The sequence below is a fragment of the Aurantimonas sp. 22II-16-19i genome (assembly GCF_002088275.1).
Taxonomy (GTDB): domain Bacteria; phylum Pseudomonadota; class Alphaproteobacteria; order Rhizobiales; family Rhizobiaceae; genus Jiella.
Genome location: NZ_AQQS01000015.1, coordinates 95047 through 121920, shown reverse-complemented (window position 1 = coordinate 121920; position 26874 = coordinate 95047). Strand labels below are relative to the sequence as shown.

Here is a 26874-nt window from a genome sequence, read left to right as displayed (position 1 = left end):
AGGCCGGGGGAGCCGAATCTGCGGCCCTGGCGGCCGCGTCGGGCCTCGGCGGGTCCGGCCCGCCTTCGATCGATCGTCTCTGGTGCCGCCGCCTCTCCCATCCCCGCTCCTCCTACTGCGTCAGGACGAGGCCGGCGTCTTCGTCGAACTGGACGAAGGCCCGGTCGTGCCATGTGAGTTGCAGCGGCCCCTGCCGGGTGGCATTGACCATCGCCACCTTGACCGTCGACCCGTCGTCGAGGCGGATGTGGAACGAGGTCACCGGGCCGAAATAGGCGATGTCCCAGACCTCGCCTTCCAGAACGTTCGGACCGGCCAACGGCTTGGCGGAGATCCGCAGCTTCTCCGGCCGCAGGACGTAGGACACGGCCTGTCCGGCCACGACCGGCACCTCGCTCGCCACCCTGATCTCGCGTCCGGCGCTGGTGGCGATGGTGATGCGGTCGCCGGTCGCGGCCGCGACCTTGCCCTCGAAGATGTTCACGTTGCCGACGAAATCGGCGACGAAGCGGGAATTCGGCGCTTCGTAGATCTCCGCCGGGGTCGCCACCTGCAGGATTCGCCCCTTGTCCATGACGGCGATCCGGTCGGCCAGCGTCATCGCCTCCTCCTGATCGTGGGTGACCATGATGAAGGTGGTGTGCAGCTGGTACTGGAGGTCGGCGAGCTCGAACTGGGTCTCCTCGCGCAGCTTCTTGTCGAGGGCGCCGAGGGGCTCGTCGAGGAGCAGCACCTTCGGCCGCTTGGCGAGCGAGCGCGCGAGCGCGACACGCTGGCGCTGGCCGCCCGAGAGCTGGTCGGGCCTGCGCCTGGCGAAATCCTCCAGCTTGACGAGCTTCAGCACCTGCTCGACCCGCTCGGCGATGTCGCCCTTCGCCATCCCCTCCTGCTTCAGGCCGAAGGCGATGTTCTTCTCGACGCTCATATGCGGGAAGAGCGCGTAGGACTGGAACATCATGTTGACCGGCCGCTGGTAGGGCGGAATGTCGGCCATGTCCTCGCCATCGAGGACGATGCGCCCGGACGTCGGGGCCTCGAAGCCCGCCAGCATGCGCAGGAGCGTCGACTTGCCGCAGCCGGACGCCCCGAGAAGGGCGAAGAACTCCCCCTCGAAAATCGACAGGCTGAGATCATCGACGGCCTCGAAGCCGCCGAACCGCTTGGTGACGGCCTCGAAACGGATGAAGGGAACCGCGGCCTGGTCCAGCCAGGGCGCGAAGTCGCGGCGGATGCTGCCGAGCGACTTCATGGTGCCCGACGCGATCTTGGCCGCCATACCAACGCGGCGGCCGGGGTGTCGACCTGCATGTGCCTCCTATTGACCCGTGACGACGCTCGTCCACAGTCGGGTCTGGATACGCTGCGCCTTCGGTCCCTTCGGCAGAATCGCACTCAGGCGCTTCAGCGTGGCTTCCGGCGGATACACCCCTGGGTCGTTCAGGATCTCTTCATTCACGAATTTCTTTGCCGCGAGATTCCCGCTCGCATAATTCACCACATTCGAGGCTTTGGCGATGACCTCGGGCCGCATCAGGTAGTTCATAAATTCGTGCGCGGCTTCCGGATGCGGTGCGTCGGCCGGAATCGCCATGTTGTCCAGCCAGATCACCGCCCCCTCGCTCGGGATGACGTATTTGATCTCGACGCCCTGGGCGGCCTCCTTGGCCCGGTCGCGCGCCTGCAGCATGTCGCCCGACCAGCCGTGCGCCATGCAGATGTCGCCATTGGCAAGGGCCTGGATGTTCTCCGAGGAATGGAACTTGCGGACAAAGGGCCGGATCGCGAGCAGCAGATCCTTCACCTTGGCCAGATCGTCCGGATCGTCGGAATTGGGGTCGAGGCCGAGATAGATCAGCGCCGCCGGCACCACCTCGTCGGCGGTGTCGAGCACGTAGATGCCGCAGTCGGAGAGCTTTTCGGCGAGCTTGGGATCGAACAGCAGCGCCCAGGTGTCGAGCGGCTGGTCGTCGCCGAGGCGCTTCTTCACCTCCGCGACGTTCAGCCCGAGCCCCGTCGTGCCCCACATGTAGTTGCTGGCATACTGGTTGCCCGGATCATAGACGGCGAGGCGTTCCATGATCGCCGGGTCCATGTTCGCAAGGTTCGGCAGCTTGGCCTTGTCGAGCTTCTGGAAGACGCCGGCATTGATCTGCCGGGCGAGGAAGCTGCCTGTGGGCACGACGACGTCGTAGCCGGTGCCGCCGGTCAGGAGCTTGGTCTCGACGAGCTCGTTGGAATCGAAAACGTCGTAGACGACCTTGATGCCGGTTTCCTTGGTGAAGTCGGTGAGGATCGATTCGTCGATATAGTCGGACCAGTTGTAGACGTTGACAACCTTGTCCTGGGCCAGGGCCGCATTCGGCGGAGAAAGCACCGCGACGAGGCCGATGCCCGTCAGAAGGCGCGCCAGAAACTGCTTCATTGTCGGAACCACCCCATTCCCCCATACCATCACGGCCGCCGCTGGCCGAACATCCGTAACTGTGAGCATAACGGCAAGGATCGGCAGATTCCTAGCCCGCCGGCGCAAAGAAATGAAACAAGCGCGGCGGCTGCTCAATCCGCCGTCATCTGCACCCTGGACGGGCGCAGCATGAAGCGGGCATCGGCGCCATAGCCGGCGAGCTTGCCCCGGGGCAGCGCGTCGGAGGCATCGACGAAGCCGAAGCGCTCCCAGAACGGGACGGTGCCATAGACCGAGACGAGGCAGGCGCGGGGAAAGCCGCGGGCGACATCGAGCAGCGCCGTGACCACCGGCTCGGCAAGGCCCTGACCGCGCATGTGCGGCGCGATGGCGACGTCGTGGATGTAGAAGGCGTCGGCATCCGGCGCGATCGCCCCGATGAGCGTGTTGAGCGGCGGCGGGCCGAGATGGCGGATCGGGTGGGCGAGCGTATAGCCGGCGACGTCTTCGCCGGCATCGGGCCTCCCGGAATCGAGGCCCCCTGCCTCGAGCACGAAGCAGCCTTCGGGACAAAGCGCCAGCCGCTCGGCGAAGATCGGCGGGTCTTCCGGAAGATCCGGATGGATGCGATCGGCGAGTGCCAGCACGGCCGCGAGATCGGCAGGCCGCATGGCTCGCCAGGCTGACGAAGCCGTCATCGCGACCGCCCTCCCCGGTCCGCCACAGTCTCGCCGGCAACCCCGGCGGCCCGAGGCCGCATCGGCCGACCGGCCGCTGTCAGCGGTGCTTGGTGCCCTCGCCGTAGAACAGCTTTTCCCATTTCTTGTGCGCCTTGTAGCCCTCGCGGATGAAGGGCGTGAACACCGCCATGTTGAGGACCGCCTTGTTGGTCAGGCGGGCCGGCAGGTTCAGCGGCTTCTCGAAGTCGACGAACAGCACGACCCGCACCTTGTCCGAGTGGTTCCAGGCCTCGTGCTCGTAGGCGTCGTCGAAGATCAGCGCCTTGCCCTCTTCCCAGTGGCAGGTGCGGTCGTCGACGCGAATGCCGATCTTGTCCGGCTCGTCCGGCACGATCAGGCCGAGATGGAACCGCAGGACGCCGTTATAGGGGCCGCGATGGGGCGGCAGGTGCTTGCCCGGCTCGAAGATCGAGAACATCGCCGACTTGAGGCCGGGGATCTTCTGCAGGATCCGCCAGGTCTCGGGGCACTGGGCGATGGCGTTGTCCGAGGTGATGCCGTAGCCGCAGAGGAAGAAGGTCTTCCAGTTGCTGTCCGAGGAGATCGAGCGCACCTCGGAGGAGATCTCGTGGAACGCCGGCAGATCGCCCTTGCGCACCAGGATCTGGTCCAGCTCCTCGCGGATGAGTTTCCACTCCGCCTCGATCTCGCGGGCCCAGGGAAAATCGTCGGTCTCGAACACCGGCGGATTGCCGACGGCCGAGTACTTCAGATTGAGCGCCTCGGCCTTGTCCACCAGCGTCTGCACGGTCCGCGCGACGAAGCTGTCGCGCGTCAAGGTGTCCTCGAGGCCCTCGGTCTTCAGTTTCTGCTGGCTGACTTGCTTGTCCATCATTCTACGCTTCGCGTTGGCACGTGCGTCCCGATCGCAGCCCGAACCGAACCCGCACCGACGACTTCAAAGACAGCCCGCGGCGCTGGAACATGACGATTCGGTGACGGAGGAACTCCTCGATCGACGCTTTCGAAGCCGATTTGGACCCGGGTCGATCGGAAGTCAAACGGAGACAGACTTCCGGCCCGACCGAAGCGGCAGAGAGTGCGGATCGGTCGCGGTCCGGCGCGGCGGATTGCGGGCCTTCGCAGGGCCGCGCGGAGTCGGCCGCAGAAACGCGGGAGACGCGCCCAGCGCTTCGCCAGCGCCAGGCGCTCAGGATCGCGGCGCCAGGAACAGCGTCCAGCGCGCCACCGCCTTCGTGTCGACCTCCAGGAACCGCGCCGGCCGGTAGCCCCTTGCGAAGCAGGCTTCCGCCCCGACGATGCGGAAGCGCTTCGCGCCGACGCACATCTGCGTCGAGCCGTAGAGCACCGGCCGCCCGAAGACGTCGTCGGCATGGACGTAGACATAGCGGGCGGCGAGTTCGTCGCGGATCACCGTGGCGCAGCGGTTGGCGCCGACGATCCACCAGCCCTCGGTCTCGAAGCCGGGGCCGGCGTCGCGGCCGATGGCGACGTTGACCACGTCGAGGGACTGGTTGCAGACGACGAACTGCGCGCTCGCCGGCATCGCCGCAGTGAGGGCGAGGACAAACAGTGCTGCGGCTGCAAGTCTGGCGCTTACCCGGAAGCGCCGGCGTCGGCTGCCCTGCCGCGTCTCCGGTTCCGCCGCGCTTCGTCGGCCCGGGAGCATCGCCGTCATCTGCGCCCTGTACCCTCTTCGATTGCCGTGCTAGGTATTTTTCTATCCTGGATTGATAAAGACATCCGGCACCAGCGAGGCCGAAGCGATGCCGATCATCGAGCCTTCCGGCACTGCCGCCGGCCACCGACCGGTCCGGTGGCGGCGCCCTCCGCCAGCTCCAGGACGGCGGGCCGCAGCCCCGGCGGCGTGGCTTGCGGCCTTCCTGAGCGGGTTCGTTGCCGTCGCGGCGGCCACTGCGGCCGGTGCGGACGATGCGGACGGTCCCGCATCGGGAGCCGCCGGGGCCGGTCCGCCCCCGCTCGAAGCCGGCCTTGCCCTCGAACTCAACAATGCCGTCGACGAGGCGGGCGTCTGCCGCCTGTCCTATGTCGCCGTGAACCGCACCGGCGAGGCACTGGAAACGGTCTCCTACGACGTCGTCGTCTTCGACCGGAACGACCGGGTCTCGCGCTTCCTGGTCCTGCAGTTCGGGCGCCTGCCGGAGGGCAAGACCAAGGTCGTGCAGTTCGATCTCGCCGATCAGCCCTGCGCCGACATCTCGCGCATCCTCGTCAACGAGGTCGCCGAATGCGGCACGGCGAACGGCGAGGTCGGAAACGGGGCGAGCGGCGGGGCGGCGATCTGCATGGAGGCCCTTCGACCCGCCTCGCGCACCGCCATCGTCTTCGACACCTGACACTGGACCGGCACGGAGGAGACGCGGCGATGTGGGACATCCTGTCGAGCCAGCTCCGCTCGGGCGCCGGACCGGTGCTTGCCGCGCTCGTCCTCCTGTCGGTCGCCGGGCTGGCGGTGACCATCGTCAAGGCCCGGCAGTTCCGCGCCGCAGGCATCGGCCGCTCCGATCGCGGCAGCGACGGGTCGCCCTCCTTGCGCCAGCGCGTCCTCGCCGCGGCGTCCGCCGGCGGCAATGGCGGGGCCGAGGCGCGCGAGCGGGCGACGGCGCTCGCCGAGGAGGAGGCGATCGACGAGCTCGGCCGTCTCGCCCGCCACCTCGCCTTCCTCGATGCGGTCGTCCAGGCGGCGCCGATGCTCGGCCTCCTCGGCACCGTGTTCGGCATGATCGAGGTGTTCTTCACCCTGTCCGGCAGCGAAGGGGCGATTGATCCCGCGCTGCTCTCCGGCGGGATCTTCGCCGCCCTCCTCACCACCGCCGCTGGCTTGAGCGTCGCGATCCCCTTCTTCTTTGCCGCCGCCTATTTCGAGGCGGCCCTCGACGCCGAGACGCGGGCGATCGAAGCCCTGATCCTGCGGGCCGTCCATGGGGCTCCGCCGCGCGCGGGATCGCTCGCCCGGGGGCCACAGGGCGCAGCGCGCGAAGCCATGCCCGGCGGAATGTCCGACCGGCCACTGGCGAGGCCCGGCTGAGCGATGCCCGCGGCAAGGCCAAGAGGCAGGCGGCGCTTCGTGCTCACGCCGCTCGTCGACGTCATCTTCCTGCTCGTCATCTTCTTCGCCCTGTCGTCCCGGATCGCCCCCTTCGTCGTCATCCCCGTCGCCGGCGGCGGCGAGATGGCCGCGGATCGCCCGCAGGAGCCCGGGCCCGGGCGGCAGACGGAGTACGAGGCAGCCGCCGATCACGCGGTGCTGATCCTGTCGCGCGGGCAGGTGCGGATCGGTCGGCGCACCGTCCCGCTCGGTGACCTGGCGGCGGCGGCGGCGGCCCTGCGCGCGGAAGGCGTCGCCTCGGCCCGCCTCCTGCCCAGCCGAGGCGCGGTCGCGGAGGACGTCGCCAAGGCGCTCGCGGCCCTCCGGCGGGCGGGCATCGCCGAGGTCCGCCTCCTTGCCCGCCCCATGGACGGCCCCGCCACGGCGGTCGGCAGGAACGAGGCCCGGCCTTGAGCCGCCGTCTTCTTCGCCCCGGCCGTCATGCGGGCCGCCTCGATCGGCCGGGGCGCCGGCAGCCGCGGACCGACCCGGCGATGCCGACGATCAACGTCGTCTTCCTGCTTCTCCTGTTCTTCCTCCTCGCCGGTACCCTCACGTCCGGAGAGGAGACCGCGATCGATCCGGCGCGCGTCGCCGGCGAGCCCGGCGGCAGGCTGCCGCGCCCGCTCCTGACGGTCGATCCGGCCGGAGCGCTGCATCTCGACGGCATCCCGGTCCCCCGCAAGACGCTTGCCCTTGCCGTCGCGGCGCTTCCCAGACGAGCCAGCGACGGCCAGCCGAGGATCCACGTCCTCGCCGCGCGCGGCCTTGCCGCCGACGATCTGGTCGCGCTCCTCGCCGAGCTGGCCGCTTCGGGGGCCGCAACCAGCCTCGTCGCCCTGGACGGGGCGGGCGAGAGGCGGGGCCTGCCATGACTGCGGCAACGCGGACCTGGATGACGGCAGGGCTCGTCTCCTTTGCCCTCCACGCGGCGCTGGGCCTCCTGGCGTTGGCCCTCCTGCCGGCCGCCGAGCCCCGGCAGCGACTCGAGACCCGCGTCACCATCGAGCAGGTCGAGGCGGCGACCGCAGCGTGGCCCGCCGTCCAGGCGCCACCGATGGCTGCCACGGCGACGGCCGAACCGGTCGTGTCGACACGCCTCGGGGCCGTCCGAACGGCCCGACTGACGCCCGCTGCGCCGTCGAGCCTCGGCTCTTCCAAGGCGGTTCTGGCCACTCCGTCGTCAGCGACCGCCTCGCTCGCGCCGGAGCGGCCTGTGGCCGCGCAAGCCGCATCGGCTCCGGCACCCCGGCGCCTCGCCGCCGCCGAGGCCCTGACGGAAACACTCCGGGGCTCCCTGCCCGCGTCGCCTCTCGCCGGCGAAACCGCCGGCCGACCTCTGGGCCCAGAACGTCCCGTCGCCCCGGTGCCCGTCCAGCCAGCCCCCGCCGCCGGAGCGGCTCTCGACCTGACGACCGCGGCCCCGAGGCCGGCGACGCCCGCGATGGCGGCGAACCATCCTGCCGATGGCGGATCACGGCTCGCCCCTCGCCGGGCCGTGGCCGACATCGGCGCCACGCCCGCCCCCGCCCCGTCGGCGAAAGCCGTCTCCGCGCCGGGGCATTCGCCGACCGCGCTGGCAGCGGTTTCACCCGCGGCAACCGCCGCCCTGAGGCGGGAGGCGCCACCGCCCGAAAGCGACCCGGCCCGGGCTCCAGCAGTGACGGCTATCCTGCCCGCGCGACCGCTGCCGCCATCGCAGGACCGGATGAGGCTGGCCGGCAACGGGGTCTCCGCTCCGGCGGCAGCGTCACCGGTCATCGCCAAAGGCACGATCATGGCGGACGCAGCGCCCAACGTGGCCGCGCCGATCGCAGCGGCCAAGGTCGCGCCGGAGCCTTTCGATGCGCCGGATGCCGTCAGCCGCGAGGCGCTGGCTCCGGCTCCGGCTCCGGCTCCGGCTCCGGCTCCGGCTCCGGCTCCGGCTCCGGACACCAGCCTGCCCATCGTCCGGCCACAAGCCCCCACAGCCTCATTCGCAACAGTGCCAGGCGTGGCGGCGACCGCAGCCGTTCCGGCCTCGGCGTCGCGCCGAGCACTTTCCGCCTCCGGCCCGGCGCGGGAGACCACGCTTCGCGAGCGGACCGGGATCGAGGTTGCGGCGCTTGCGCCGGCTCGACCGCAGCCGCTCGTCGGCATCGTCCCGGGCGCGGATGCCGCAGATGCCGGGGATGGCCCAGTGGGCGCGGGCGAAGGCGATGCACCACCCGGTCCACCCGGCCCGCCTCCGGAAGACGCGCCCGGCCGCCGGGAGCCCCCCCCCCCCGCCACAGCCGCGCCAGCGCCCGCACCCCCGACGATCGGCGAACTTCTGGCATCTTATCCGGGCGGCGATTGCTTCGCGGCGCTGGCGCAGCCCGCGGCGGGCGGGGACACCGTGCGCGTCACCGCCCTCTCGCACGAGGCGGGCCGGCTCGACGACTTCGCCCAGACACTGGCCCGGCAGGCATTCGGCGAGGCAGCCCGCCGCATCGAGATCGACACCGGCCGCGTCGGCCGGGCGCAATGCCGGGCGTTGGCCTTTCTTGCCGCCATGCCGGGCTATCCGGACTTCCCGCTGCGACTGCGGCTCGATGCCCGCCGGATCACCAGCGGCGACACGCTCACGGGGACAATCGAGGGGATCGGCGAGGGGATCGGCGAGGGGATCGGCGAGGGGGTGGTGCTCGACCTCCTGCTCGTCGACGACGAGGGCCTTGTCCAGCCGGTCTCGCGATTCCTGCAGCGCGAGGCTGGCGCCGCCCGCTTCGCCCTGCCCCTCACCCTGACCGGCCCGCCGGTGGAGACGGCGCAGCTCCTCATCGCGCTGGCGCTGCCCGATGCGCTGATCCACGCCGACGATGGCGAAGGCGCACCGGCGGGCGCCTTCTTCGCCGCCCTCACCGAGGCCCTGATGGCGAGAGGACTGACGGGCGCATTCGCCGTCGCCCATGTCGTCGTCGGCGCGCGGTGATCCTCGGGCGGTGACCGATGGGGCAGCGAGCGGCGGGGCAGCGAGCGGCGGGCGGGAGCGAGGAAGCTTCGATCCCGCGTCAGTGCCGGGAGGGGCGTTCGCTCGCCACCCGCCCGGGCCGGCCGAGCATGCCGCCGAGCCCGCCGACCACCATGCCGAGCAGCATGGCGACGAAGGCCGCCAGGGCCGCCCGCGCCAGCGACGAGGCGGCCGCGCGACGCCCGGCTTCGGCCTCGGCCCGCGCTTCGCCGGCCCGTTGCTCGAGCGCCTGGAAGCGGCGTTCCGCCTCGGCCCGACCGACGCCGGCCGTGCGGACGATCGCGTCGATGGCGGCGCTTCGTTCGCCCTCGCCGGCATCCTCGGCCAATGCCGCGCTCAACTCGCCGAAGCTCGCCTGACCGGCCGCTGCGGAGGCCACGCCCACCGGCGGCGCCGCGGCGTCGGGGTCCGCGGCTGCCTCGCCGTCCGTGTCGGCGGGTCGATCGCTGGGCGGTGCGAACAAGGTCCCGGCGTTCTCCCTCAGGAGGGCCGTCGCCGTGGAGGAACCCGGCGCCAGCGCTTCCGCCGCGCTCGTCAGATCGTCGATCGACTGGCCGAGGACGCCGAAGGCGCCGCCGACGAGGCCGGCCGCGCCACTGGAGAGAAGATAGAGGGCGAAGAGGCCGGTCACCGCCCAGGTCACCACCCCATGCAGCATGCCGTCGATCCGCGACGGGATGCCGGCGAAGCGGGCGGCCGCATAGGCGCCGACGAAGACGCCGACGAGGACGACGACGATGGCCCAGAGGCCGGCGAGCGAGAACAGCCCGCCGGAGCTCCCGCCGGCCGAGGTCAGGCCGATGGCGAGGCCCAGAAGGCCGAGCATGAACTGGATCATCAACGCCAGGATCGCCCCGGCGAGGATGCCGCCCCAGGAGATCCTCCGCAGCGCCACCGCCGGCCCGGCGGGCCGTTCCGTCCGCAGGTCCGTCATGCGTGTGTCCCCGTAACGCTTCTCGCGTGAGATGCCCGACAGATCAGCGATATCCGCCTCCCCTCGTTGGATTGCGCCTGGACGATGCCCGCACGCCAGGCCGGATGATGGCACGCAGACAGATGCCGCCGCAGCGCGGGCGACCGCAATCTGTCGTCGGCACCGGCACGCGTCCTGCGTTCTGTGGATGCTCTTCTCCTTAGCGTCATGCCACGCCGATCTCCAGCGCCGAATCGTCGACCCGGCCGAGCATGCCGCCGAAGACCGCGGCGGCCATGGCGGCCAGCAGCGCCGCGAAGGCGGCAAGGCAGGCACCCGCCACTTCGCCCGAAATCCGGGCCGTCGCCCGGCGTTCGCCGCGAACCGCCCGATCGTTGGCGATCTGCCACTGCGTCAGGAGCCGCTCGGCCACGGACCGAATGACGCCGGAGGCCGCGACGATCGCCTCGACGGCCCGGGCCTCGGCCTCGCCATCCGCCATCTCCGAAACCCCCGCAAGGACCGTCGCGGCGGCCGCCGCCGCGGTGGCATCCGCCTCGCCCTCCGGCGCATTTGCGGCCGCTCCGCCCGCCAGAAACCCGCGGATCTCGGCGCGAAGCGCGGCAAGCGGCTCACCCGACCCTTGTTCCATGCCGTCGGTCGTCCGCGATCCGAGGGCCGTGACGGCGCTTCCCACCGGGCCGACCCCATGCGCCACGAGAGCCGGAGGGTCCTGCGTCATCACCACGACCGCGACGACGAGTGCGGTGGAAAAGGTCAGGAGCCCGCAGAACGAGGCTTCCCGGAGTCGCCGCGCGCCGGCGAGGCGGGCCGCGGTGAAACCGCCGGCCGCCAGCGCCAGCACGGCACCGACGACGGAGGCGATCCCGGCGGGCGAGAACAGCTGCGCCGAGCCGACGTCGAAGCGGGCATCGAAGGCGCCGGCGAGGATGCCGAACCCGGCCAGCCAGGCCATGAACCCGGCGACCAGCGCGACCAGCACGCCTGCCGCCACCGCCTCCCATGCCACGTCTGGCCGGGGATGCGCGACTGCCTCCCGGCTGACTCTTCGCCTCAATGCCAAAGCAACCCCGCGATGCGTCACAACTCTTGCCGTTGCCTAGCCGACCCCCGGCGCCGGCGCCAGTGGGGGACGCGTTGCCGGCATAACGTCTTGCAGGCTGACCGTTACTTTCCATCTCGACAAGAACGACCTCATCTGATAACGGAACCCATCTTGCGTGGGCGGGGGCTCCGCGAGACTTACACTGCTTTTGGAACCCCTTCTACCAAGCGCAATCAACGGAAAACCCGGTGCAGGTACTCGTCCGCGACAACAACGTCGACCAGGCGCTTCGCGCGCTGAAGAAGAAGATGCAGCGCGAAGGCATCTTCCGCGAAATGAAGATGCGCAACTTCTACGAAAAGCCTTCGGAGAAGCGCGCCCGCGAGAAGGCCGAGGCGGTGCGCCGGGCTCGCAAGCTCGCCCGCAAGCGTGCCCAGCGCGAGGGCCTGGCCAGCGGCGGCAGAGCCCCGGCCTAAATCCTCTCCGCGGCCGTCTCGCCTTGCTTCGGACGAGACCGTTCCTCGGCCGAGGCAAGACAGGACGGCCGCGAGCCGGACGAGCAGCATCCCGGCGGTCGAGCCGCGAGCGGAGCGCCGGGAGCGCATCGTTGCGGCTCTTTGCACGGCGCGTCTCTCCTCGGCGCGTCTCTCCCCATCCGTCATTCCTCGGCCCGCACCATCGCCGCCGCCTCCCGTTGTCCGGGCAGCCAATCGACACGCCCGCGCGTCGACAGGCCTCGCCGGCGGCTGCCGCGTCCGTCCCGCATGGATTTCGCGTCAAGCTTCGGCGTTGCTGCGACGATCTCGCGGCGGCGGCCGCAAAGTTTGCGCGCGCCTCCCCTTGCCGGCGGCAGTGCTGGTTGCCCGGAAGATCCGGTCGCAGCTGTCGTTTCCACTTGTCTCGGCTGCAGCGATTTCAAAATTCGGCCGCTTGTGCGAGATAGGGACAAGATCTCCTTCGCAACAGCCGGACACATCATCACCGACATGCCGATCACCGATCGTTCCTCGACTGCCGCCCTGCGGCCGCTCGCCTCGCAAGCTCCCGCAAGGAAAGGCGCCGGCGCGATCGCCGCGCTGCTCTGCGGAATGGTGGTGATCGCCGGTTGCCAGACCGGGCAGGACATCGCCGCCATCCAGGCCATCTCCCTCGATAAGAATCAGGGCCTGGAACAGAATATCGGCTCGCTGACGGCGACGGTGAACGCCAATCCGTCCGACCCCGAAGGCTACAACGTCCGCGGCACCGCCTATGGGCGGTCCGGCGAGTACCAGAACGCCCTGGCGGATTTCAACCGGGCGATCCAGCTCGATCCCAACTTCTACCAGGCCTATGCCAACCGGGCGCTGATCTATCGCCAGATCAACGACCCCGGCAAGGCCGCCGCCGACTACAACAGGGCGATCCAGATCAACCCCAGCTACGCCTCGGCCTATATCGGCCTCGGCAACGTCTACCGCGTCGCCGGACGCAACCGCGAGGCGCTGGGCTACTTCCAGAAGGCGATCGACCTCGGCACGTCGGATCCGCGCGCCTATCACAATCGCGGCCTGCTCTATCAGATCGACGGCCAGCACAAGCTGGCGATCGAGGATTTCTCCCGCGCGATCTCCCTGCAGCCGAACGCCGCCGAGCCCTATTCGGCGAGGGGCGTCTCCTATCTCGCCACCGGCGACGACGACAACGCCTTCGAGGACATCAACACGGCGCTGCGGCTGGACGACACCAAGGCCGAATACTGGACCAACCAGGCGCTGGCCTACGAGCGCAAGGGCGATCGCAGCAAGGCCTTCCGCTCCTATGCCCGGGCCGCGCAGCTGAACCCGGACTACCGCCCCGCCAAGGACGGCATGGCAAGGACGCGGGTCTAGCGAAAGCAGACGGGCCGGCGCGCGCCCCCTTTATCCTCATGGTGAGCCTGTCGAACCACGAGGGCGAAGGGGCTGCAGCTTACGCCAGCGGACGCGGCAGCTTCTTCGCCCGGCAGGGTTAGTGCCAAGCGCCCCTCGCCCTTCGACAGGCTCAGGATGAGGGGCTACTGCTTCGCTTCCGAAGGTCGAAACCCCGCCCCGGTCTATTCTCACGCAAACCGCAGCTTCATCCGCTGCCGTCCGTCCCCGTCGAAGTTGGCCGGGTCGAGCCAGGCCTCGTATCCCGCCTTCAGCCGCGGCCAGTCGCTGTCGATCATCGCGAACCAGGCCGTGTCGCGGTTTTCGCCCTTCACCACCATGTGCTGGCGGAAGACGCCCTCGAAGACGAAGCCGAAGCGCTCGGCCGCGCGCCTCGATGGCGCGTTGAGGTCGTTGCACTTCCACTCGAAGCGGCGGTAGCCGAGCGTGTCGAAGACGTAGGCGGCGGTGAGAAACAGGGCTTCCGTGGCGAGGCGCGTGCCGGCGACGCCCTCGCCCCACAGGATGTTGCCGATTTCGATCACGCCGTGCTCGGGCACGATCCGCATCAGGGACTGCCGGCCGCCGGCGCGCCCGCTCGCCGTGTCGACGACGGCGAAGAACAGCGGGTCCTGCGACATGGCGGCGCCCTCGGCCCAGTCCCGCATGGCCCCGAGATCGCCCGGCGCATGATCGAACAGCCAGCGATGGCGCCGCGGCGCGTCCGGGGCGATGGCGGCGAAGAGATCGGCGGAATGCCTTGCGGGATCGAGCGGCTCGAGGCGGGTGTAGCGCCCCGCGAGGACGAGACGCTCGGGCGCTCCGGCGGGAACGCGGATCGCCGGCTCTTCGCAGTCGTGCATGTGGGGGGACTGGCTCATGCGGGACATCCTGCTCGTCGGGCCGGAACGCCGCGACATGGCCGGGGCGCTCTCGTCCTCGGTAGCAGGCCTCCTGCGGGCCGCCCATACGCAAAAATGTGCCGGCGACACGAAGGCCACCGGCACATCCGGTCCTTGGGAGGACATCGCGCACCGGGCGGCACAGAAGATGCCGCCCGGCTCATGTCGCGGGTTCGAGTGCCGGACGCTGCCATGCGCTTTTGCGCCGGCAGCGTCCGCCCTCTTCCGATCAGGCCGTGGCTTCGGCCACGTCGAAGGTCAGGGGCTTGGCGCTGGCGATCGCCTGGTGGGCGCGCACGGCGTCGAGCACGTCTTCCGGCACGGGCGAATCGACATAGAGCAGCGCGATCGCATCGCCGCCCGGCCGGTTGCGGCCGAGCTGGAAGTTGGCGATGTTGACGCCGGCATTGCCGAAGGTCGTGCCGAGCAGGCCGATGATGCCCGGCGCGTCGTTGTTGGTCGTATAGACCATGTAGCGGCCGATCTCGGCGTCGAGATTGATCCCTTTGATCTGGATGAAGCGGGGCTTGCCGTCGGAAAAGACGGTGCCGGCGACGTCCCGGGTCTGCTTCTCGGTGGTGATCGAGAGCTTGATGTAGGTCTCGAAGACGCCCGACTGGTCGCGGCGCGACTCGGTCACCTGGATCCCGCGCTCCTTCGCCATGATCGGCGCCGAGACCATGTTGACGTCCGGCGTCTGGCTCTTCATCACGCCGGCGAGCGCCGCCGAGGTGAGTGCCTTGGTGTTCATGGTCGCGACCGTGCCGTCATAGACGATCTCGACGCTCTTGATCGGCTCCTCCGTCACCTGCCCGACAAAGGCGCCGAGGCATTCGGCGAGCTTGACGAAGGGCGTCAGGATCGGCGCTTCCTCGGCGGTGATGGACGGCATGTTGATGGCGTTCGAGACGGCGCCGCGCAGGAGATAATCGGACATCTGCTCGGCGACCTGCAGGGCGACGTTCTCCTGGGCTTCCGAGGTGGAAGCGCCAAGATGCGGCGTGCAGACGACGCCCGGAAGGCCGAAGAGCACGCTCTCGGTCGCCGGCTCGGTCTCGAAGACGTCGACGCCGGCGCCCGCCACCTTGCCGGACTTCAGCGCCGCCGCGAGATCGGCCTCGACGACGAGGCCGCCCCGGGCGCAGTTGATGATGCGCACGCCGTCCTTCATCTTGGCGATGGCGGCCGCGTTGATGATGCCCTTGGTCTTGTCGGTCATCGGCGTGTGGAGGGTGATGAAGTCGGCCCGCTTCAACAGCTCGTCGAGCTCGACCTTCTCGATGCCGAGCTGCGCGGCCCGCTCGGCCGAGAGGAACGGATCGAAGGCGACGACGCGCATCTTCAGCCCGACGCCCCGCGATGCGACGATCGAGCCGATGTTGCCGCAGCCGATGACGCCGAGGGTCTTGCCGGTGATCTCGACGCCCATGAAGCGGTTCTTCTCCCACTTGCCGGCCTGGGTCGAGGCGTCGGCGGCGGGAAGCTCACGAGCGAGCGCGAACATCAGCGCGACGGCGTGCTCAGCCGTGGTGATGGAGTTGCCGAAGGGCGTGTTCATCACGATGATGCCCTTGCGGCTGGCAGCCGGGATGTCGACATTGTCGACGCCGATGCCGGCCCGGCCGATGACTTTCAGATGGGTCGCCGCCTCGATGATCTTCTCGGTGACCTTGGTCGCCGAGCGGATGGCGAGGCCGTCGTAATTGCCGATGATCTCGAGGAGCTTGTCCTTGTCCTTGCCGAGCTGCGGCTGGAAGTCGACCTCGATGCCGCGGTCCTTGAAGATCTGGACGGCGGTTTCGGACAGGGCGTCGGAGACGAGAACGCGAGGTGCCATGGTGTGTGGTCCTTCGAAGAATGGGTGAACGCGGCCGCGGCCGCGACGATCTGTGCAGCATTCCCGCCTCGTCATCCCGGGCTTGACCCGGGATCCGTTCCAAACCGATCGACGATCTGGATCATCGTCGTCACCGGTTTGGCGGCGGGAAAGACTTGGCATGGATCCCGGGTCGAGCCCGGGATGACGAAGCGTTGGAGCTGAATGCGGGAACTGCCGCCACAAAGCCCCTCATCCTGAGCTTGTCGAAGGACGAGGGGCGGTGCCGATTTTGCGTCAGTGCGTCATCCCTCGCCCTTCGCCAGGCTCAGGATGAGGGATGAAGCCGAAGTCGCTGCTTCAGGCCGCCTTGTTCAGCTCGGCCTTCTGCTGATCGTGGGCCCAGGCGAGCCAGGGCATCAGCGCCTCGAGGTCGGAAGCCTCGACGGTGGCGCCGCACCAGATGCGAAGCCCGGCAGGCGCGTCGCGATAGGCGCCGATGTCGAGGGCGACGCCCTCTTTTTCCAGAAGCGTCGCGACGCCCTTGGCGAAGGCGTTCTGCGCGTCTTCGGACTCAGCGACGAGGTCGGGATCGGTGAAGGTCAGGCAGACCGAGGTGTTGGAGCGGATCTCCGGGCGCCTGGCGAGGAAGCCGATCCAGTCGTTGGCGGCAACGAAGTCCTCGATGACCTTGAGATTGGCGTCGGCGCGGGCCTTGAGCGCTTCGAGGCCGCCGATCTCCTTGCCCCAGGCGAGCGCATCGAGATAGTCCTCGACGCAGAGCATCGAGGGCGTGTTGATGGTCTCGCCCTTGAAGATGCCCTCGATCAGCTTGCCGCCGGAGGTCAGGCGGAAGATCTTCGGCAGCGGCCAGGCCGGCTTGTAGGTGAGCAGCCGCTCGACGGCTCTGGGGCTGAGGATCAGCATGCCATGGGCCGCCTCGCCGCCCATCACCTTCTGCCAGGAGAAGGTGACGACGTCGAGCTTGTCCCACGGCAGATCCTGGGCGAAGGCCGCCGAGGTCGCGTCGCAGATCGTCAGGCCCTGGCGGTTCGCCGGGATCGCGTCGCCGTTCGGCAGCTTCACGCCCGAGGTCGTGCCGTTCCAGGTGAAGACGACGTCGCGGTCGAAATCGACCTTCGTCAGGTCGACGATCTCGCCATAAGGCGCGTCGAAGGTGCGGACGTCGTCGAGCTTCAGCTGCTTGACCGCATCGGTGACCCAGCCGGCGCCGAAGCTTTCCCAGGCCAGCACGTCGGTGCCACGGGCGCCCAGCAGCGACCACATGGCCATCTCGACGGCGCCGGTGTCGGACGCCGGCACGATGCCGATGCGATAGTCGGCGGGGACGCCGAGGATCTCGCGGGTGTCGTCGATTGCCTGCTGGAGCTTGGTCTTGCCGACCTTGGCGCGATGCGAGCGTCCGAGCGCGGCATCGTTCAGCGCCTCCAGCGACCAACCGGGTCGCTTGGCACAAGGTCCAGACGAAAAGCGGGGATTGGCCGGACGCATGTCCGGCTTGGAGATGTTCGCCATCTGATAGCTACCCTCACAGATAGTTGCCTCTCGTTGGGGAGAGGTGTCCCACCTGCCGAAATACAGAAATCCCCGATCGCTGGCAAGGGCGGCCGGGGCTTTTTCAGCGCGGAGCCGAACCGATGGCGGGCGGTCAGTTCACCCGGCCGACGACCCGCGGCCCGACATAGGCGGGGCTCGGTTCCTTCCGCGTCGCCAGCAGCATGAACATCTCGGGTTGGTCTTCGGTGACCTCGAGCGCCGGCGAGTAGTGGGAGATCAGGTTCAGCCCATAGTAGTTCTTGCTGATCATCTGCTTGTAGATTTTGAAGCCGTGGCCGGACAACAGCTCGTAGAACTGCTTCAACGTCTGCCCCTGGACGGTCTGATAGATGCCGAACTCGAACAGGATGTTGTCGACCTTGCCGGCGCCCAGAGCTTTCCCGAGCCCCTGCAGGACGCTCCATTCATAACCTTCGACGTCGATCTTGATGAGGTCGACGCGGTTCCATCCCCATTTGTCGATCATGTCGTCGAGGCTAACCTGCGGGACTTTGCGGCTGCGATCGTTGTTGACCACGGTCGCGCGATATTTCATGCGCTTCATGACGACGGAAGCCGTGGTCGTCATCTCGGCGTGAAAGTTGATCTCGGCCTCGCCCTGCTCTGCGCCGACGCAGACCGCATGCAGATTGGCCTTGCCGGCATAGTGCGGCCGCGACGAGAACCTCGCGACGTTTGCCGGCATCGGCTCGAACGCCTCATAGCGGGCGATCCATTCCCCGAAGACGTTAAAGAACGCAGCAGCCCAAAGCCCCGTATTCGCGCCGACGTCGATGACGTTCAGCGGCGGCGTGCTCGCGTCCTTGCCGATCAGGAAGGGCGTCAGCGGGTAGACCTCATGCAGCGTGAGCTTCGGGATGTGGTAGTTGCGGTCCGCGTCGATCACGGCGACGTCCTTCTCTTGCTTCTTTTGGTGGCAGGCACCCGGAGAGCGATCACGGCTCATCGCTCAGGTAAAGGGATACTCCCCCAGGTGCAGGTGCAATCCACCGCCCGGTACAAGGCGCCCCGCGGGCAGAGGCGTGCGGTGCATAGGGTTTCCGGCGTCGGGGACGATTGGTGGATGACGGAGGAGCCGAGGCTGTTCCCTCGATGCCACTTCGGACCACCCGGCACGCATCGGAACTCCCGGGCGCTACCGTTGCAGCGCGGCGTCCCGCCGTTCGACCCGGCGCCGCCGCCCGCCAGGGACCGGGCGTCCCAGGACCGCCCCCCGAAGACCGGGCATCAGTCACTGCCGCCACCGCTGCCCGATCCGCATCGGCAGGTCGGGCGGTGGCTGTTCAGGCCGCGCCACACTTCGCCGATTTGCGACACAGTTGTCGTATTCCGGCCTTACGGCGATCGAAATTTCTCGTGGTTTTTCAAAAACTCGCGCAAAACTGGAAAAGGTTCCCGTTGCCCAGAAAAAATCTTGCTCTCGCCGATTTCTGATCACGCTTTGGTCAAAGGAGTTGCCGAAAGAGCCATCAGCCGAAACGAAACGCAGCAAAGGACACCCATGAACGTTGCACGATCGATGGCTCTGGCAATCGCCCTCCTGACGGCCCCGGCACTGACGCAGGTGCCGTTCGTCTCCGCCGAGGCCGTTGCCGGCGCCAGCAAGGCACGGGCCGGCAATGCATCCTACTACGGCACGAGGTTCCACGGCCGCCGCACCGCCAATGGCGAGCGGTTCAACATGAATGCCATGACCGCCGCCCACAAGTCGCTGCCCTTCGGCACGAAGGTCCGCGTCACCAACCGGCGCAACGGCAAGTCCGTCGTCGTGCGCATCAACGACCGCGGCCCCTATGCCCACGGCCGGGTGATCGACCTGTCGAAGGCCGCGGCCTCGCGGATCGGGATGATCCATTCGGGCACCGCGCCGGTGCAGATCGACATCCTCTAAGGGGTTCGGTCCACGGGATCGAAAACGGGGGCAGGACGACGGGGGTCGTCTTCAGTCACACGAGAGGGGGATGGGTGAGCCAGGCGCTTTCCCACCCGAATTTTTCAGACATTTTCCGCATTCCAGCCGCTTCGACGCTCCGCCGCGCGAAGCGCCGCCCGAGCCCGGCTCGGTGCGACGGCTCGTCGCCCACACTCCGACACGCTTCCCACCGAATTTCCGCCGGCCCTTGCACGGCCCGAAACGCCCTTCAACGCCTTGAGCTGCCACCCGGAAAAGGCTGCCGGCCTTATGATTGTTCGCATACCGCCGGGCATGTATTGTATACGATATACTTGACATCGTGATGTCACCGGCATCCACTTGCCCCCGGACGCATCAGGAGCGGACCGGGAGGAACCATGAAAACCAATCACTGGCTGCTGGGAGCAGCCGCCGTCGGCCTCGTCGCGGCGAGCGCCCAGACGAGCGACGCACGTGTCGTCTCCTTCGACATCGCAAGCCAAGGCCCCGCCTATGAGGGCAAAACGTTCGGCGAGGCCGGAACCTATCGGCGCATCGACGCCGTCGCCCGTCTCGCCATCGACCCGAAGTCCGAGCGGGGCCGGCGCATCGCCCTCCTCGACAAGGCGCCGGTCAACGAGCAAGGCGAGGTCGAGTTCTCGACGAAGGTGACGATCCTCGCGCCCACGGACGCCGCCAAGGGCTCGGGCACGCTGTTCTACGAGGTACCGAACCGCGGCCGGAACCTCGCCTTCCCGCTGCTCAACCTGACAAGTGCCCCGGCCAGCGTGTTCTCCGTCGACGACCCCGGCGACGGCTTTCTGATGTCGCGCGGCACCACGATCGTCTGGAGCGGCTGGCAGGCCGGCATCGGCGCCGACCTCATGGAGATGGACGTTCCGGTCGCGGCGGGCGTGACGGGCCAGTCGCGCGAGGAGTTCATCTTCGACAAGGCAGGCAAGACGCAAAGCGTCGCCCTCACCTACCCCGCCGCCGAGACGGATCCCGCAAAGGCCATTCTCACGGTTCGCGCCAAGCCCGGGGACGAGCGTCAGACGCCCGAGGGCCTGTCCTTCCGCTATGTCGACGACCGGACGATCGAGATCACCCGGCCGGACGGCATGGATGACGGCGCGATCTACGAATTCGTCTATCCGGCGAAGGATGCCGTGCCGGCGGGCCTTGCCTTCGTTGCCACCGCCGACGTCGTCTCGTTCCTGCGCGGCAATCAGCCGGGCGAGGTGGAAAGCCCGGTGAGCGGCATCGAGCACACCATCGGCATGGGCATCTCCCAGTCCGGGCGGTTCCTGCGGGACTTCATCTATCAGGGCTTCAACGCCGACGAGGGCGGCAAACGCGTCTTCGACGGCGCGATGCCGCACATCGCCGGATCCCGCAAGACCTTCACCAACTATCCCTTCGCCCAGCCGGGGCGCTATTCGCGCCAGCATGAGGACCACGACTATCCGGGCGACCAGTTCCCCTTCTCCTATGCCGAGACGAGCGATCCGGTGTCGGGCGAGAGCGGCAGCATCCTGGCCCTGTGCGGTGAAACCGGCACCTGTCCGAAGGTGATCCACACCGACACCTCGACCGAGTTCTGGCAGGGCCGGGCGAGCCTGGTGTCCACCGCCCCGTCGGGCGAGCCGCTGACCATGCCGGACGACGTCCGGCTGTTCTTCCTCGCCGGCGCGCCGCACTACAATGGCTGGGGCGGCGATCCGAAGCAGACCGACGTCTGCGTCTATCCGTCGAACCCGGTCAGCGCCGGGCCGACCATGCGGGCGCTCGTCGCCGCCATGGACGGGTGGATCGCCGACGGCGACACGCCGCCGGAGAGCGCCTTCCCGGGCCTTCAGGCGGACCAGCTCGTCGATCCCGCGGCGCTCGACCTGCCGACGATCGAGGGCAGCGAACCGGCGCCGATGCCGAACCCGCTGGCGGTGATGGACCACTCGGCAACGCCGCCGAAGGCCGGCAAGGCCTATGACGTGATGGTGCCGAAGACCGATGCCGACGGCCTGCCGCAGGGCGGCGTCCAGGAGCCCGTCATCGCGGCGCCGGCTGGCACCTACTGGGGCTGGAACCTGCGCGCGAAGGGCTATGCCGAAGGCGATCTCTGCAGCCTGACCGGCAGCTTCGTCGCCTTCCCGAAGAAAGCCGGCGGCAATTCCGACAGCCGTGAGCCGCTCGCCGCCCGCTACGCCGACGCGGCGGCCTATCGAGCCGCGGCGAAACAGGCGGCGGACGATCTGGTCGCCAAGCGCCTGATGCTCGAAGGCGACGTCGAGCGCGTGGTCGAGGACGCCGTCAGGCGCTACGACGCCGCCGCGCAATGAGGTTCCGGCCGGCCCGTCTCGTACGGGCCGGCCGACCCCACACCGCCGGCATCTGCCATCCCATCAAGATCTCGCCGCATTTTTCCCGGGTCAGGCGGAACCCGATCCGGCACACGCGCCTTTATGCTCCAAGTCGAACGCATGAGATCTGAGGATCTTCGAGGAGCAGCATGATGATTGCCAGGACCGTTAAGATTGTCTCTTTCGCATTGATACTTGGTGCTGCGCCCTCGACGACCATGGCTCAAGAGAACAATTCGCAGGAAAGCTTCGAGGTCTCCAGCCTTCGACTGTCGAGCCTCCCAATCCCGACATCGCGGGCAACGGCGCTCGATACCCTCGACGATGCCTCGCAGGATGCCTCGCAGGATGCCGCCCCTGCAGCGGAAATCCGCCGGACCGCCAGCGGAATCCGGATCGTCGGCCCGGTGTATTTTCCTGACGAGCGCGGCTAGGAAACGACTGCCGCGGCACTTTGCCGGCAAGACGTCGCGGCCAGCCTGCCGCATGCCGTTTCGTCAGCCGCGCCTCATCTCTCTCAGTTGAAACCGACCCGCTTGCGCCTTCAGGCGCCTCGGCGCAAACTCGTCCCACGAAGACTTTCGGCCGGGAGGCGCCGGACCTTTGAAAACCGCCAGCGATAGGCGGAGGTCCGGCGATGGGCAGAGGGGTTCCGGCCGATGATCGGCGCGTCCACCCGCGCGCCAGCATCAGTCCTGTGGGAGGAAACATGAGCGAGACACTGGAACGACCGTCGACGGCGGCGGCAAATCCCGCGCGCGCCAAGGCCGAGGCCTGGCTGACCGATTTCGAAGCTGCGCTGAAAGCCGGCGACGCCTCGCGCGCCGCCTCGATGTTCGCCGCGACGAGCTTCTGGCGCGATCTCGTCGCCTTCACTTGGAACATCCGGACCGTCGAAAACCCCGACGGCGTCGCGGACATGCTCTCCGCCGTCCTGTCCGGCGTCGAGCCGCACAACTTTGCGCTCGCCGAGGAACCGGGCGAGGATGGCGGCATCGTCACCGCCTTCTTCACCTTCGAGACGAAGGTCGCGCGCGGCGAAGGCGTCTTGCGCCTGAAGGACGGCAAGGCCTGGACCTTCCTCACGGCGATGACCGAGCTGAAGGGCTTCGAGGAGCCGATGAGCGAGCGCCGGCCGATGGGCGCCGAGCACGGCTCGGACGCCAATCGCAAGAGCTGGCTGGAAAAGCGCGAGGACGAGGCGCGCGATCTCGGCTACGGCACCCAGCCCTTCACCGTGATCATCGGCGGCGGCCAGGGCGGCATCGCGCTCGGCGCCCGGCTGCGCCAGCTGGGGGTGCCGACGATCATCGTCGAGAAGAACGACAGGCCCGGCGATTCCTGGCGCAAGCGCTACAAGTCGCTCTGCCTGCACGATCCGGTCTGGTACGACCACCTCCCCTACCTCCAGTTCCCGAAGAACTGGCCGGTCTTCGCGCCGAAGGACAAGATCGGCGACTGGCTGGAAATGTATGCCCGGATCATGGAGCTGAACTACTGGTCGAAGACGACGGCCAGGAGCGCTCGTTACGACGAAGCCAAGGGCGAATGGGAAGTCGTCGTCGACCGTGACGGCGAGGAAGTGACGCTCCGGCCGAAGGAACTCGTCTTCGCCACCGGCATGTCCGGCAAGGCGAACATGCCGAAGTTCCCGGGCATGGACCGGTTCAAGGGCGAACAGCAGCACTCGTCCCAGCATCCGGGCCCGGACGCGTACCGGGGCAAGAAGGTGGTGGTCGTCGGCTCGAACAATTCGGCCCATGACATCTGCGCCGCGCTCTACGAAGGCGGCGCCGACGTCACCATGGTGCAGCGCTCGACCACGCACATCGTCAGGTCCGATCCGCTCATGGAATACGGCCTCGGCGATCTCTATTCGGAGCGGGCGCTGAAGTCCGGAATCGACACTCACAAGGCGGACATGATCTTCGCCTCGATCCCCTACCGGATCCTGCACGAGTTCCAGATCCCGATCTACGACAAGATCCGCGAGGTCGACAAGGACTTCTACGCCGCCCTCGAGAAGGCCGGATTCCAGCTCGATTTCGGTGCCGACGACTCCGGCCTGTTCATGAAATATCTGCGGCGCGGCTCCGGCTACTACATCGACGTCGGCGCCTCGCAGCTGATCATCGACGGCAAGATCAAGCTGAAGGCCGGCCAGCTCGAGGAGATCACCGAGACCGGCATCCGGCTTGCCGACGGCACCGAGCTGCCGGCGGACCTCATCGTCTATGCGACAGGCTATGGCTCGATGAATGGCTGGGTCGCCGATCTCGTCGGCCAGGATGCCGCCGACAGGGTCGGCAAGGTGTGGGGCCTCGGCTCGGATACGCCGAAGGATCCGGGACCCTGGGAGGGCGAGCAGCGCAACATGTGGAAGCCGACGCAGGTCGAGCATCTGTGGTTCCACGGCGGCAACCTGCACCAGTCCCGGCACTATTCCCTGTATCTCGCCCTGCAGCTGAAGGCGCGCCAGGAAGGCATCCCGACGCCGGTCTGGGGCCTGCAGGAGACCCACCACCTCGGGCGCTGAGGCCATGCCGGCCACCGTCTCTCGGCGGTGAAACGACGGAAGACATCATCAGGGGGGCGGACCGACGGTCCGTCCCCCGTTTCGTTCGAGCCGTAATCGGGCGGCGCTGCGAAGGCTGTAGAATCACAGCTTCGTTGCACTGAGAGCGCGGTGGGCTGCGGGTTCCTCCCGCGCTCGGGGCAGGCAGAGACACGCCGGTCGTGCCCCTTGCGCACCAGAAGAGCGGGCGGCCACACCAAAAGAATCGCAGCATCTTCTGCAACTTTCCCGTAGCCACGCCGTTTTACTGGCAACTAAAATCTTTGTGAAAAGGAGTGCCAGCCATGATCGGTTGGGCAATTACGTTTCTCGTCATCGCGCTGATCGCAGCGGTTCTCGGCTTTGGCGGCATCGCCGGTACCGCCGTCGGCATCGCCAAGATCATCTTCTTCGTGGCGATCGTGCTGTTCGTGCTGTCACTGATCTTCGGTCGCCGCCGCGCACTCTGACTTCACGCGCCTGCCATGCCCGCGAAAGCCGCCTCGTCTTCGGACGGGGCGGCTTTTTTCATGGGGCCGTCTGATCATGTTTCGTCGCGCGCCAATGGCTTGAACAGGCAACCCGCGCAGGTTCCAGGGCGCTACCCGTCTCCCGCCTGCGCCTCGCCGGCCTTTTCCAGATAGGCCTTGGACCGCATTTCGAAGAGGCGGGACGTCGTCCGGTCGAATTCGAAGGCTTCGGTCCCGCTGCGGCCCTGGTAGAGTTCGCCCACCGGCGCTGCGGCGGAGACCACGAGCCGGCGGCCGCTGTCATAGAGCGCGTCGACGAGGGTGATGAAGCGCTTGGCCTCGTTGCGCTCGGCCTCGGCCATCACCGGCACGTCCTCGACGAGGATCGTGTGGAAGCGCCGGGCCAGCGCCAGATAGTCCTGCGCGCCGAGCGGCCGCTTCAACAGGTCGTCGAAGGAGAACCGCGCCGCGCCGTTGCCCGCCCGCGGCACCGGGATCGTGCGCCCCTTCACCGAGAGCGACGCCGTCGTCTCTTTCGAACCGTCGAGAAGCCGGCGCCAGGCGGCGTCGATCCGCTGGCCTGCAGCCGGGTCGGTGGTCTCGACATAGATGTCCTCCTCGCTGAGGAAGGCCAGCCGGTAGTCCTCCTCGCCGGCAAGCTCGAAAATCTCGGCATGCTCCTTCAGCACCTTGACGAAGGGCATGAAGAGCGGTCGGTTCAGCCCGTTCGGATAGAGGTCGTCCGGAGCGACGTTGGACGTCGCGACGAGGATGAGGCCGTTGGCAAACAGCGCCTTGAACAGCCGCGACAGGATCATCGCGTCGGCAATGTCGGTGACGGCGAACTCGTCGAAGCACAGGAGCTTCGATTTCGCGGCGATCGCCGCCGCGACCGGTGGGATCGGATCGTCGCCCTTGGCCTCACCATTCTTGTGGGCCCGTCGATGCTCGCCGATCCGCTCGTGCACCTCGCCCATGAAGGCATGGAAATGCACCCGCCGCTTCGCCGCGATCGAACTCTGCCGGAAGAACATGTCCATCAGCATGGTCTTGCCGCGGCCGACATCGCCATAGACATAGAGGCCCTTGACGGGCGCCTCGTCGCGCTTCTTGCCGAACAGCCAGCCGAGCGCGCTCTTCTTGGATGCGCCGATCTCGGCCGACAGGCGTCGGTCCAGCGCGTCGAGCTGGTCGGCCAGCCGCCGCTGCAGCGGGTCGGCCTCGATCTCGCCGGACGAGATCAGCCGCTCGAGGGCGGAGCGGACGGGGCCCGACCGCGGCTTGGGCTCGACGGTAGCGCTGGAGGCCATCGGGACGCTCGTTCCTTTCTCGGTTCCGGCGAGCGGCAAGAGCAGGGGATGCCCGTCTCGCCAGCCGCGCCATCTCTGCCGCTGCAAAACTCCGGCCGCTGCCCAATTTCAGCTGCTGCCCAGTTTCGGCTGCTGCAATGCAGCATCTATCGCCCTGCCGGAGCCTCGACAACCGGCATGGCTGCGAAGGACGGTTTCCCGATCACCTTGCACCGGCGTGACGCCGTCGGCAAAAAGCCGCCGGCGGTGCCGGCGGCTTTCGGGTCATGCGGGGATACGGGGCCGTGCGGCCCGGACGCCTTCAAGGCGTCTCCACGCCTCAGCGATAGAGGGTGATGCTCTGGCCACCGGTGGTCTGGCCCTGGTAGCGGGCATTGCCGGAGGAATTGAGGTTGGCAACGTTCGAGCCGGCGGAATCCTTCAGGATCACCTGGCTGCCGGAGACGTCCCAGGCCGAGACATCCGCAACCTTGCCGGGGCAGCCGCGCGAGGCGGCGCGGTAGCCGCCGGACCACTTGGTCAGGGACAGGATGATCTGGCAGTTGCCGCCGTCCGTGGTGACCTTGTAGGCGCCGAGGACGGAATTGCGCGACAGCGCCGGCTGGTTGACGCTGGCGACCTGGGTGTTGCCGGAGCCGTTGCCGGACGGCAGGTCGCCCTGGCTGTTGCCGTCGGTCAACTCGGCATCGCTGTTCAGAGCGGCATTGTTCATGCTGTCGCCGGGCGGCGGCGGCGGGGGCGGCGGCGGCAGCTGGTTGGCGGCGACCTGGCCGGTCGGCACCGGAGCCAGCGGCGGCGGGCCGCTGTTGTCGGCATAAGGCGACACCGAGCGCGAGCAGCCGGCGACCAGGAGGAGCGCCGCAGCCGCCACGCCGATCCGGAATTGTTGTTTCATCCAATAGTCCCCCAAGCGATC

The 26874-nt window shown here is 68.2% G+C and carries 26 protein-coding genes; 12 read left to right on the top strand and 14 right to left on the bottom strand.

Features of this window, described 5'->3' with window-relative positions:
- Positions 1 to 112 precede the first annotated feature (112 nt).
- From ATO4_RS13780 to ATO4_RS13760, 5 genes are all read right to left on the bottom strand, one after another.
- On the bottom strand, positions 113 to 1249 hold the full coding sequence (locus ATO4_RS13780) for an ABC transporter ATP-binding protein (RefSeq protein ID WP_083592110.1): 1137 nt from the start codon (positions 1247 to 1249) through the stop codon (positions 113 to 115).
- Positions 1250 to 1315: 66 nt separating this feature from the next.
- Complete coding sequence (locus ATO4_RS13775) at positions 1316 to 2422, bottom strand: polyamine ABC transporter substrate-binding protein (protein WP_083592094.1); 1107 nt, start codon at positions 2420 to 2422, stop codon at positions 1316 to 1318.
- Between the two features lie 134 nt (positions 2423 to 2556).
- Complete coding sequence (locus ATO4_RS13770; RefSeq protein WP_083592093.1) at positions 2557 to 3102, bottom strand: GNAT family N-acetyltransferase; 546 nt, start codon at positions 3100 to 3102, stop codon at positions 2557 to 2559.
- A gap of 79 nt (positions 3103 to 3181) precedes the next feature.
- Positions 3182 to 3979 carry an aspartyl/asparaginyl beta-hydroxylase domain-containing protein gene (locus ATO4_RS13765; RefSeq protein WP_083592092.1) on the bottom strand — a complete coding sequence of 266 codons (798 nt, stop codon included), beginning with the start codon at positions 3977 to 3979 and terminating at the stop codon, positions 3182 to 3184.
- A gap of 315 nt (positions 3980 to 4294) precedes the next feature.
- Positions 4295 to 4783 (bottom strand): DUF1036 domain-containing protein, encoded by a 489-nt coding sequence (locus tag ATO4_RS13760; protein ID WP_245308742.1) that lies wholly within the window; start codon positions 4781 to 4783, stop codon positions 4295 to 4297.
- A gap of 88 nt (positions 4784 to 4871) precedes the next feature.
- On the opposite strand from ATO4_RS13760, the gene ATO4_RS27740 reads away from it, so the two are divergent.
- The 5 genes from ATO4_RS27740 to ATO4_RS28090 all read left to right on the top strand — a co-directional run bounded on the left by ATO4_RS27740 (position 4872) and on the right by ATO4_RS28090 (position 9167).
- Positions 4872 to 5462 (top strand): hypothetical protein, encoded by a 591-nt coding sequence (locus ATO4_RS27740; protein WP_176222985.1) that lies wholly within the window; start codon positions 4872 to 4874, stop codon positions 5460 to 5462.
- A gap of 29 nt (positions 5463 to 5491) precedes the next feature.
- Positions 5492 to 6154 carry a MotA/TolQ/ExbB proton channel family protein gene (locus ATO4_RS13750; protein ID WP_176222984.1) on the top strand — a complete coding sequence of 221 codons (663 nt, stop codon included), beginning with the start codon at positions 5492 to 5494 and terminating at the stop codon, positions 6152 to 6154.
- 39 nt (positions 6155 to 6193) lie between these two features.
- Positions 6194 to 6628, top strand: a complete 435-nt coding sequence (locus ATO4_RS13745) for a biopolymer transporter ExbD (RefSeq protein WP_176222983.1) — start codon at positions 6194 to 6196, stop codon at positions 6626 to 6628.
- Positions 6629 to 6708: 80 nt separating this feature from the next.
- Complete coding sequence (locus ATO4_RS13740; protein WP_139802434.1) at positions 6709 to 7089, top strand: biopolymer transporter ExbD; 381 nt, start codon at positions 6709 to 6711, stop codon at positions 7087 to 7089.
- Between the two features lie 20 nt (positions 7090 to 7109).
- Entirely contained in the window at positions 7110 to 9167 is a 2058-nt protein-coding gene (locus ATO4_RS28090) for a hypothetical protein (RefSeq protein ID WP_210191074.1), read from the top strand.
- 79 nt (positions 9168 to 9246) lie between these two features.
- On the opposite strand, the gene ATO4_RS13730 is transcribed toward ATO4_RS28090, so the two are convergent.
- Together ATO4_RS13730 and ATO4_RS13725 are read right to left on the bottom strand one after the other, a co-directional pair.
- Positions 9247 to 10140, bottom strand: a complete 894-nt coding sequence (locus tag ATO4_RS13730; protein WP_083592087.1) for a hypothetical protein — start codon at positions 10138 to 10140, stop codon at positions 9247 to 9249.
- Positions 10141 to 10345: 205 nt separating this feature from the next.
- Positions 10346 to 11134 (bottom strand): hypothetical protein, encoded by a 789-nt coding sequence (locus ATO4_RS13725; protein WP_139802433.1) that lies wholly within the window; start codon positions 11132 to 11134, stop codon positions 10346 to 10348.
- A gap of 299 nt (positions 11135 to 11433) precedes the next feature.
- On the opposite strand from ATO4_RS13725, the gene rpsU reads away from it, so the two are divergent.
- On the top strand, positions 11434 to 11661 hold the full coding sequence (gene rpsU / locus ATO4_RS13720; protein WP_083592085.1) for a 30S ribosomal protein S21: 228 nt from the start codon (positions 11434 to 11436) through the stop codon (positions 11659 to 11661).
- Positions 11662 to 11843: 182 nt separating this feature from the next.
- On the opposite strand, the gene ATO4_RS27125 is transcribed toward rpsU, so the two are convergent.
- Complete coding sequence (locus ATO4_RS27125) at positions 11844 to 12320, bottom strand: hypothetical protein (RefSeq protein WP_245308744.1); 477 nt, start codon at positions 12318 to 12320, stop codon at positions 11844 to 11846.
- Between ATO4_RS27125 and ATO4_RS13715 the strand changes: the two genes are divergently transcribed.
- Complete coding sequence (locus ATO4_RS13715; RefSeq protein ID WP_245308743.1) at positions 12205 to 13056, top strand: tetratricopeptide repeat protein; 852 nt, start codon at positions 12205 to 12207, stop codon at positions 13054 to 13056. The genes ATO4_RS27125 and ATO4_RS13715 overlap by 116 nt on opposite strands.
- Positions 13057 to 13265: 209 nt before the next feature.
- On the opposite strand, the gene ATO4_RS13710 is transcribed toward ATO4_RS13715, so the two are convergent.
- The 4 genes from ATO4_RS13710 to ATO4_RS13695 all read right to left on the bottom strand — a co-directional run bounded on the left by ATO4_RS13710 (position 13266) and on the right by ATO4_RS13695 (position 18256).
- On the bottom strand, positions 13266 to 13937 hold the full coding sequence (locus ATO4_RS13710) for a GNAT family protein (RefSeq protein ID WP_139802442.1): 672 nt from the start codon (positions 13935 to 13937) through the stop codon (positions 13266 to 13268).
- Between the two features lie 268 nt (positions 13938 to 14205).
- Entirely contained in the window at positions 14206 to 15813 is a 1608-nt protein-coding gene (serA, locus tag ATO4_RS13705; protein ID WP_083592083.1) for a phosphoglycerate dehydrogenase, read from the bottom strand.
- Positions 15814 to 16152: 339 nt separating this feature from the next.
- Positions 16153 to 17328, bottom strand: a complete 1176-nt coding sequence (locus ATO4_RS13700) for a phosphoserine transaminase (RefSeq protein WP_083592082.1) — start codon at positions 17326 to 17328, stop codon at positions 16153 to 16155.
- A 133-nt stretch (positions 17329 to 17461) separates the two neighbouring features.
- Positions 17462 to 18256, bottom strand: a complete 795-nt coding sequence (locus ATO4_RS13695; protein WP_176222982.1) for an FkbM family methyltransferase — start codon at positions 18254 to 18256, stop codon at positions 17462 to 17464.
- 633 nt (positions 18257 to 18889) lie between these two features.
- Between ATO4_RS13695 and ATO4_RS13690 the strand changes: the two genes are divergently transcribed.
- The 5 genes from ATO4_RS13690 (at position 18890) to ATO4_RS13670 (ending at position 24648) form a co-directional block, all read left to right on the top strand.
- A complete protein-coding gene (locus ATO4_RS13690; protein WP_139802441.1) occupies positions 18890 to 19261 on the top strand; it encodes a septal ring lytic transglycosylase RlpA family protein in 372 nt (123 codons plus the stop codon).
- A gap of 401 nt (positions 19262 to 19662) precedes the next feature.
- The gene (locus ATO4_RS13685; RefSeq protein WP_083592079.1) at positions 19663 to 21603 is read left to right on the top strand and encodes an alpha/beta hydrolase domain-containing protein; all 1941 of its coding nucleotides are present in this window, start codon (positions 19663 to 19665) and stop codon (positions 21601 to 21603) included.
- A gap of 173 nt (positions 21604 to 21776) precedes the next feature.
- Entirely contained in the window at positions 21777 to 22058 is a 282-nt protein-coding gene (locus ATO4_RS13680) for a hypothetical protein (protein WP_210191073.1), read from the top strand.
- A 275-nt stretch (positions 22059 to 22333) separates the two neighbouring features.
- Entirely contained in the window at positions 22334 to 24160 is a 1827-nt protein-coding gene (locus ATO4_RS13675) for an NAD(P)/FAD-dependent oxidoreductase (protein ID WP_083592077.1), read from the top strand.
- 323 nt (positions 24161 to 24483) lie between these two features.
- A complete protein-coding gene (locus ATO4_RS13670; protein ID WP_083592076.1) occupies positions 24484 to 24648 on the top strand; it encodes a DUF1328 domain-containing protein in 165 nt (54 codons plus the stop codon).
- 131 nt (positions 24649 to 24779) lie between these two features.
- Here ATO4_RS13670 and zapE read toward each other — a convergent pair whose 3' ends face one another.
- Together zapE and ATO4_RS13660 are read right to left on the bottom strand one after the other, a co-directional pair.
- Positions 24780 to 25958, bottom strand: a complete 1179-nt coding sequence (zapE, locus tag ATO4_RS13665; protein ID WP_083592075.1) for a cell division protein ZapE — start codon at positions 25956 to 25958, stop codon at positions 24780 to 24782.
- Positions 25959 to 26277: 319 nt separating this feature from the next.
- Positions 26278 to 26853, bottom strand: coding sequence for a protease inhibitor Inh/omp19 family protein (locus tag ATO4_RS13660; RefSeq protein ID WP_083592074.1), 576 nt, complete (start codon positions 26851 to 26853; stop codon positions 26278 to 26280).
- Positions 26854 to 26874: the final 21 nt, after the last annotated feature.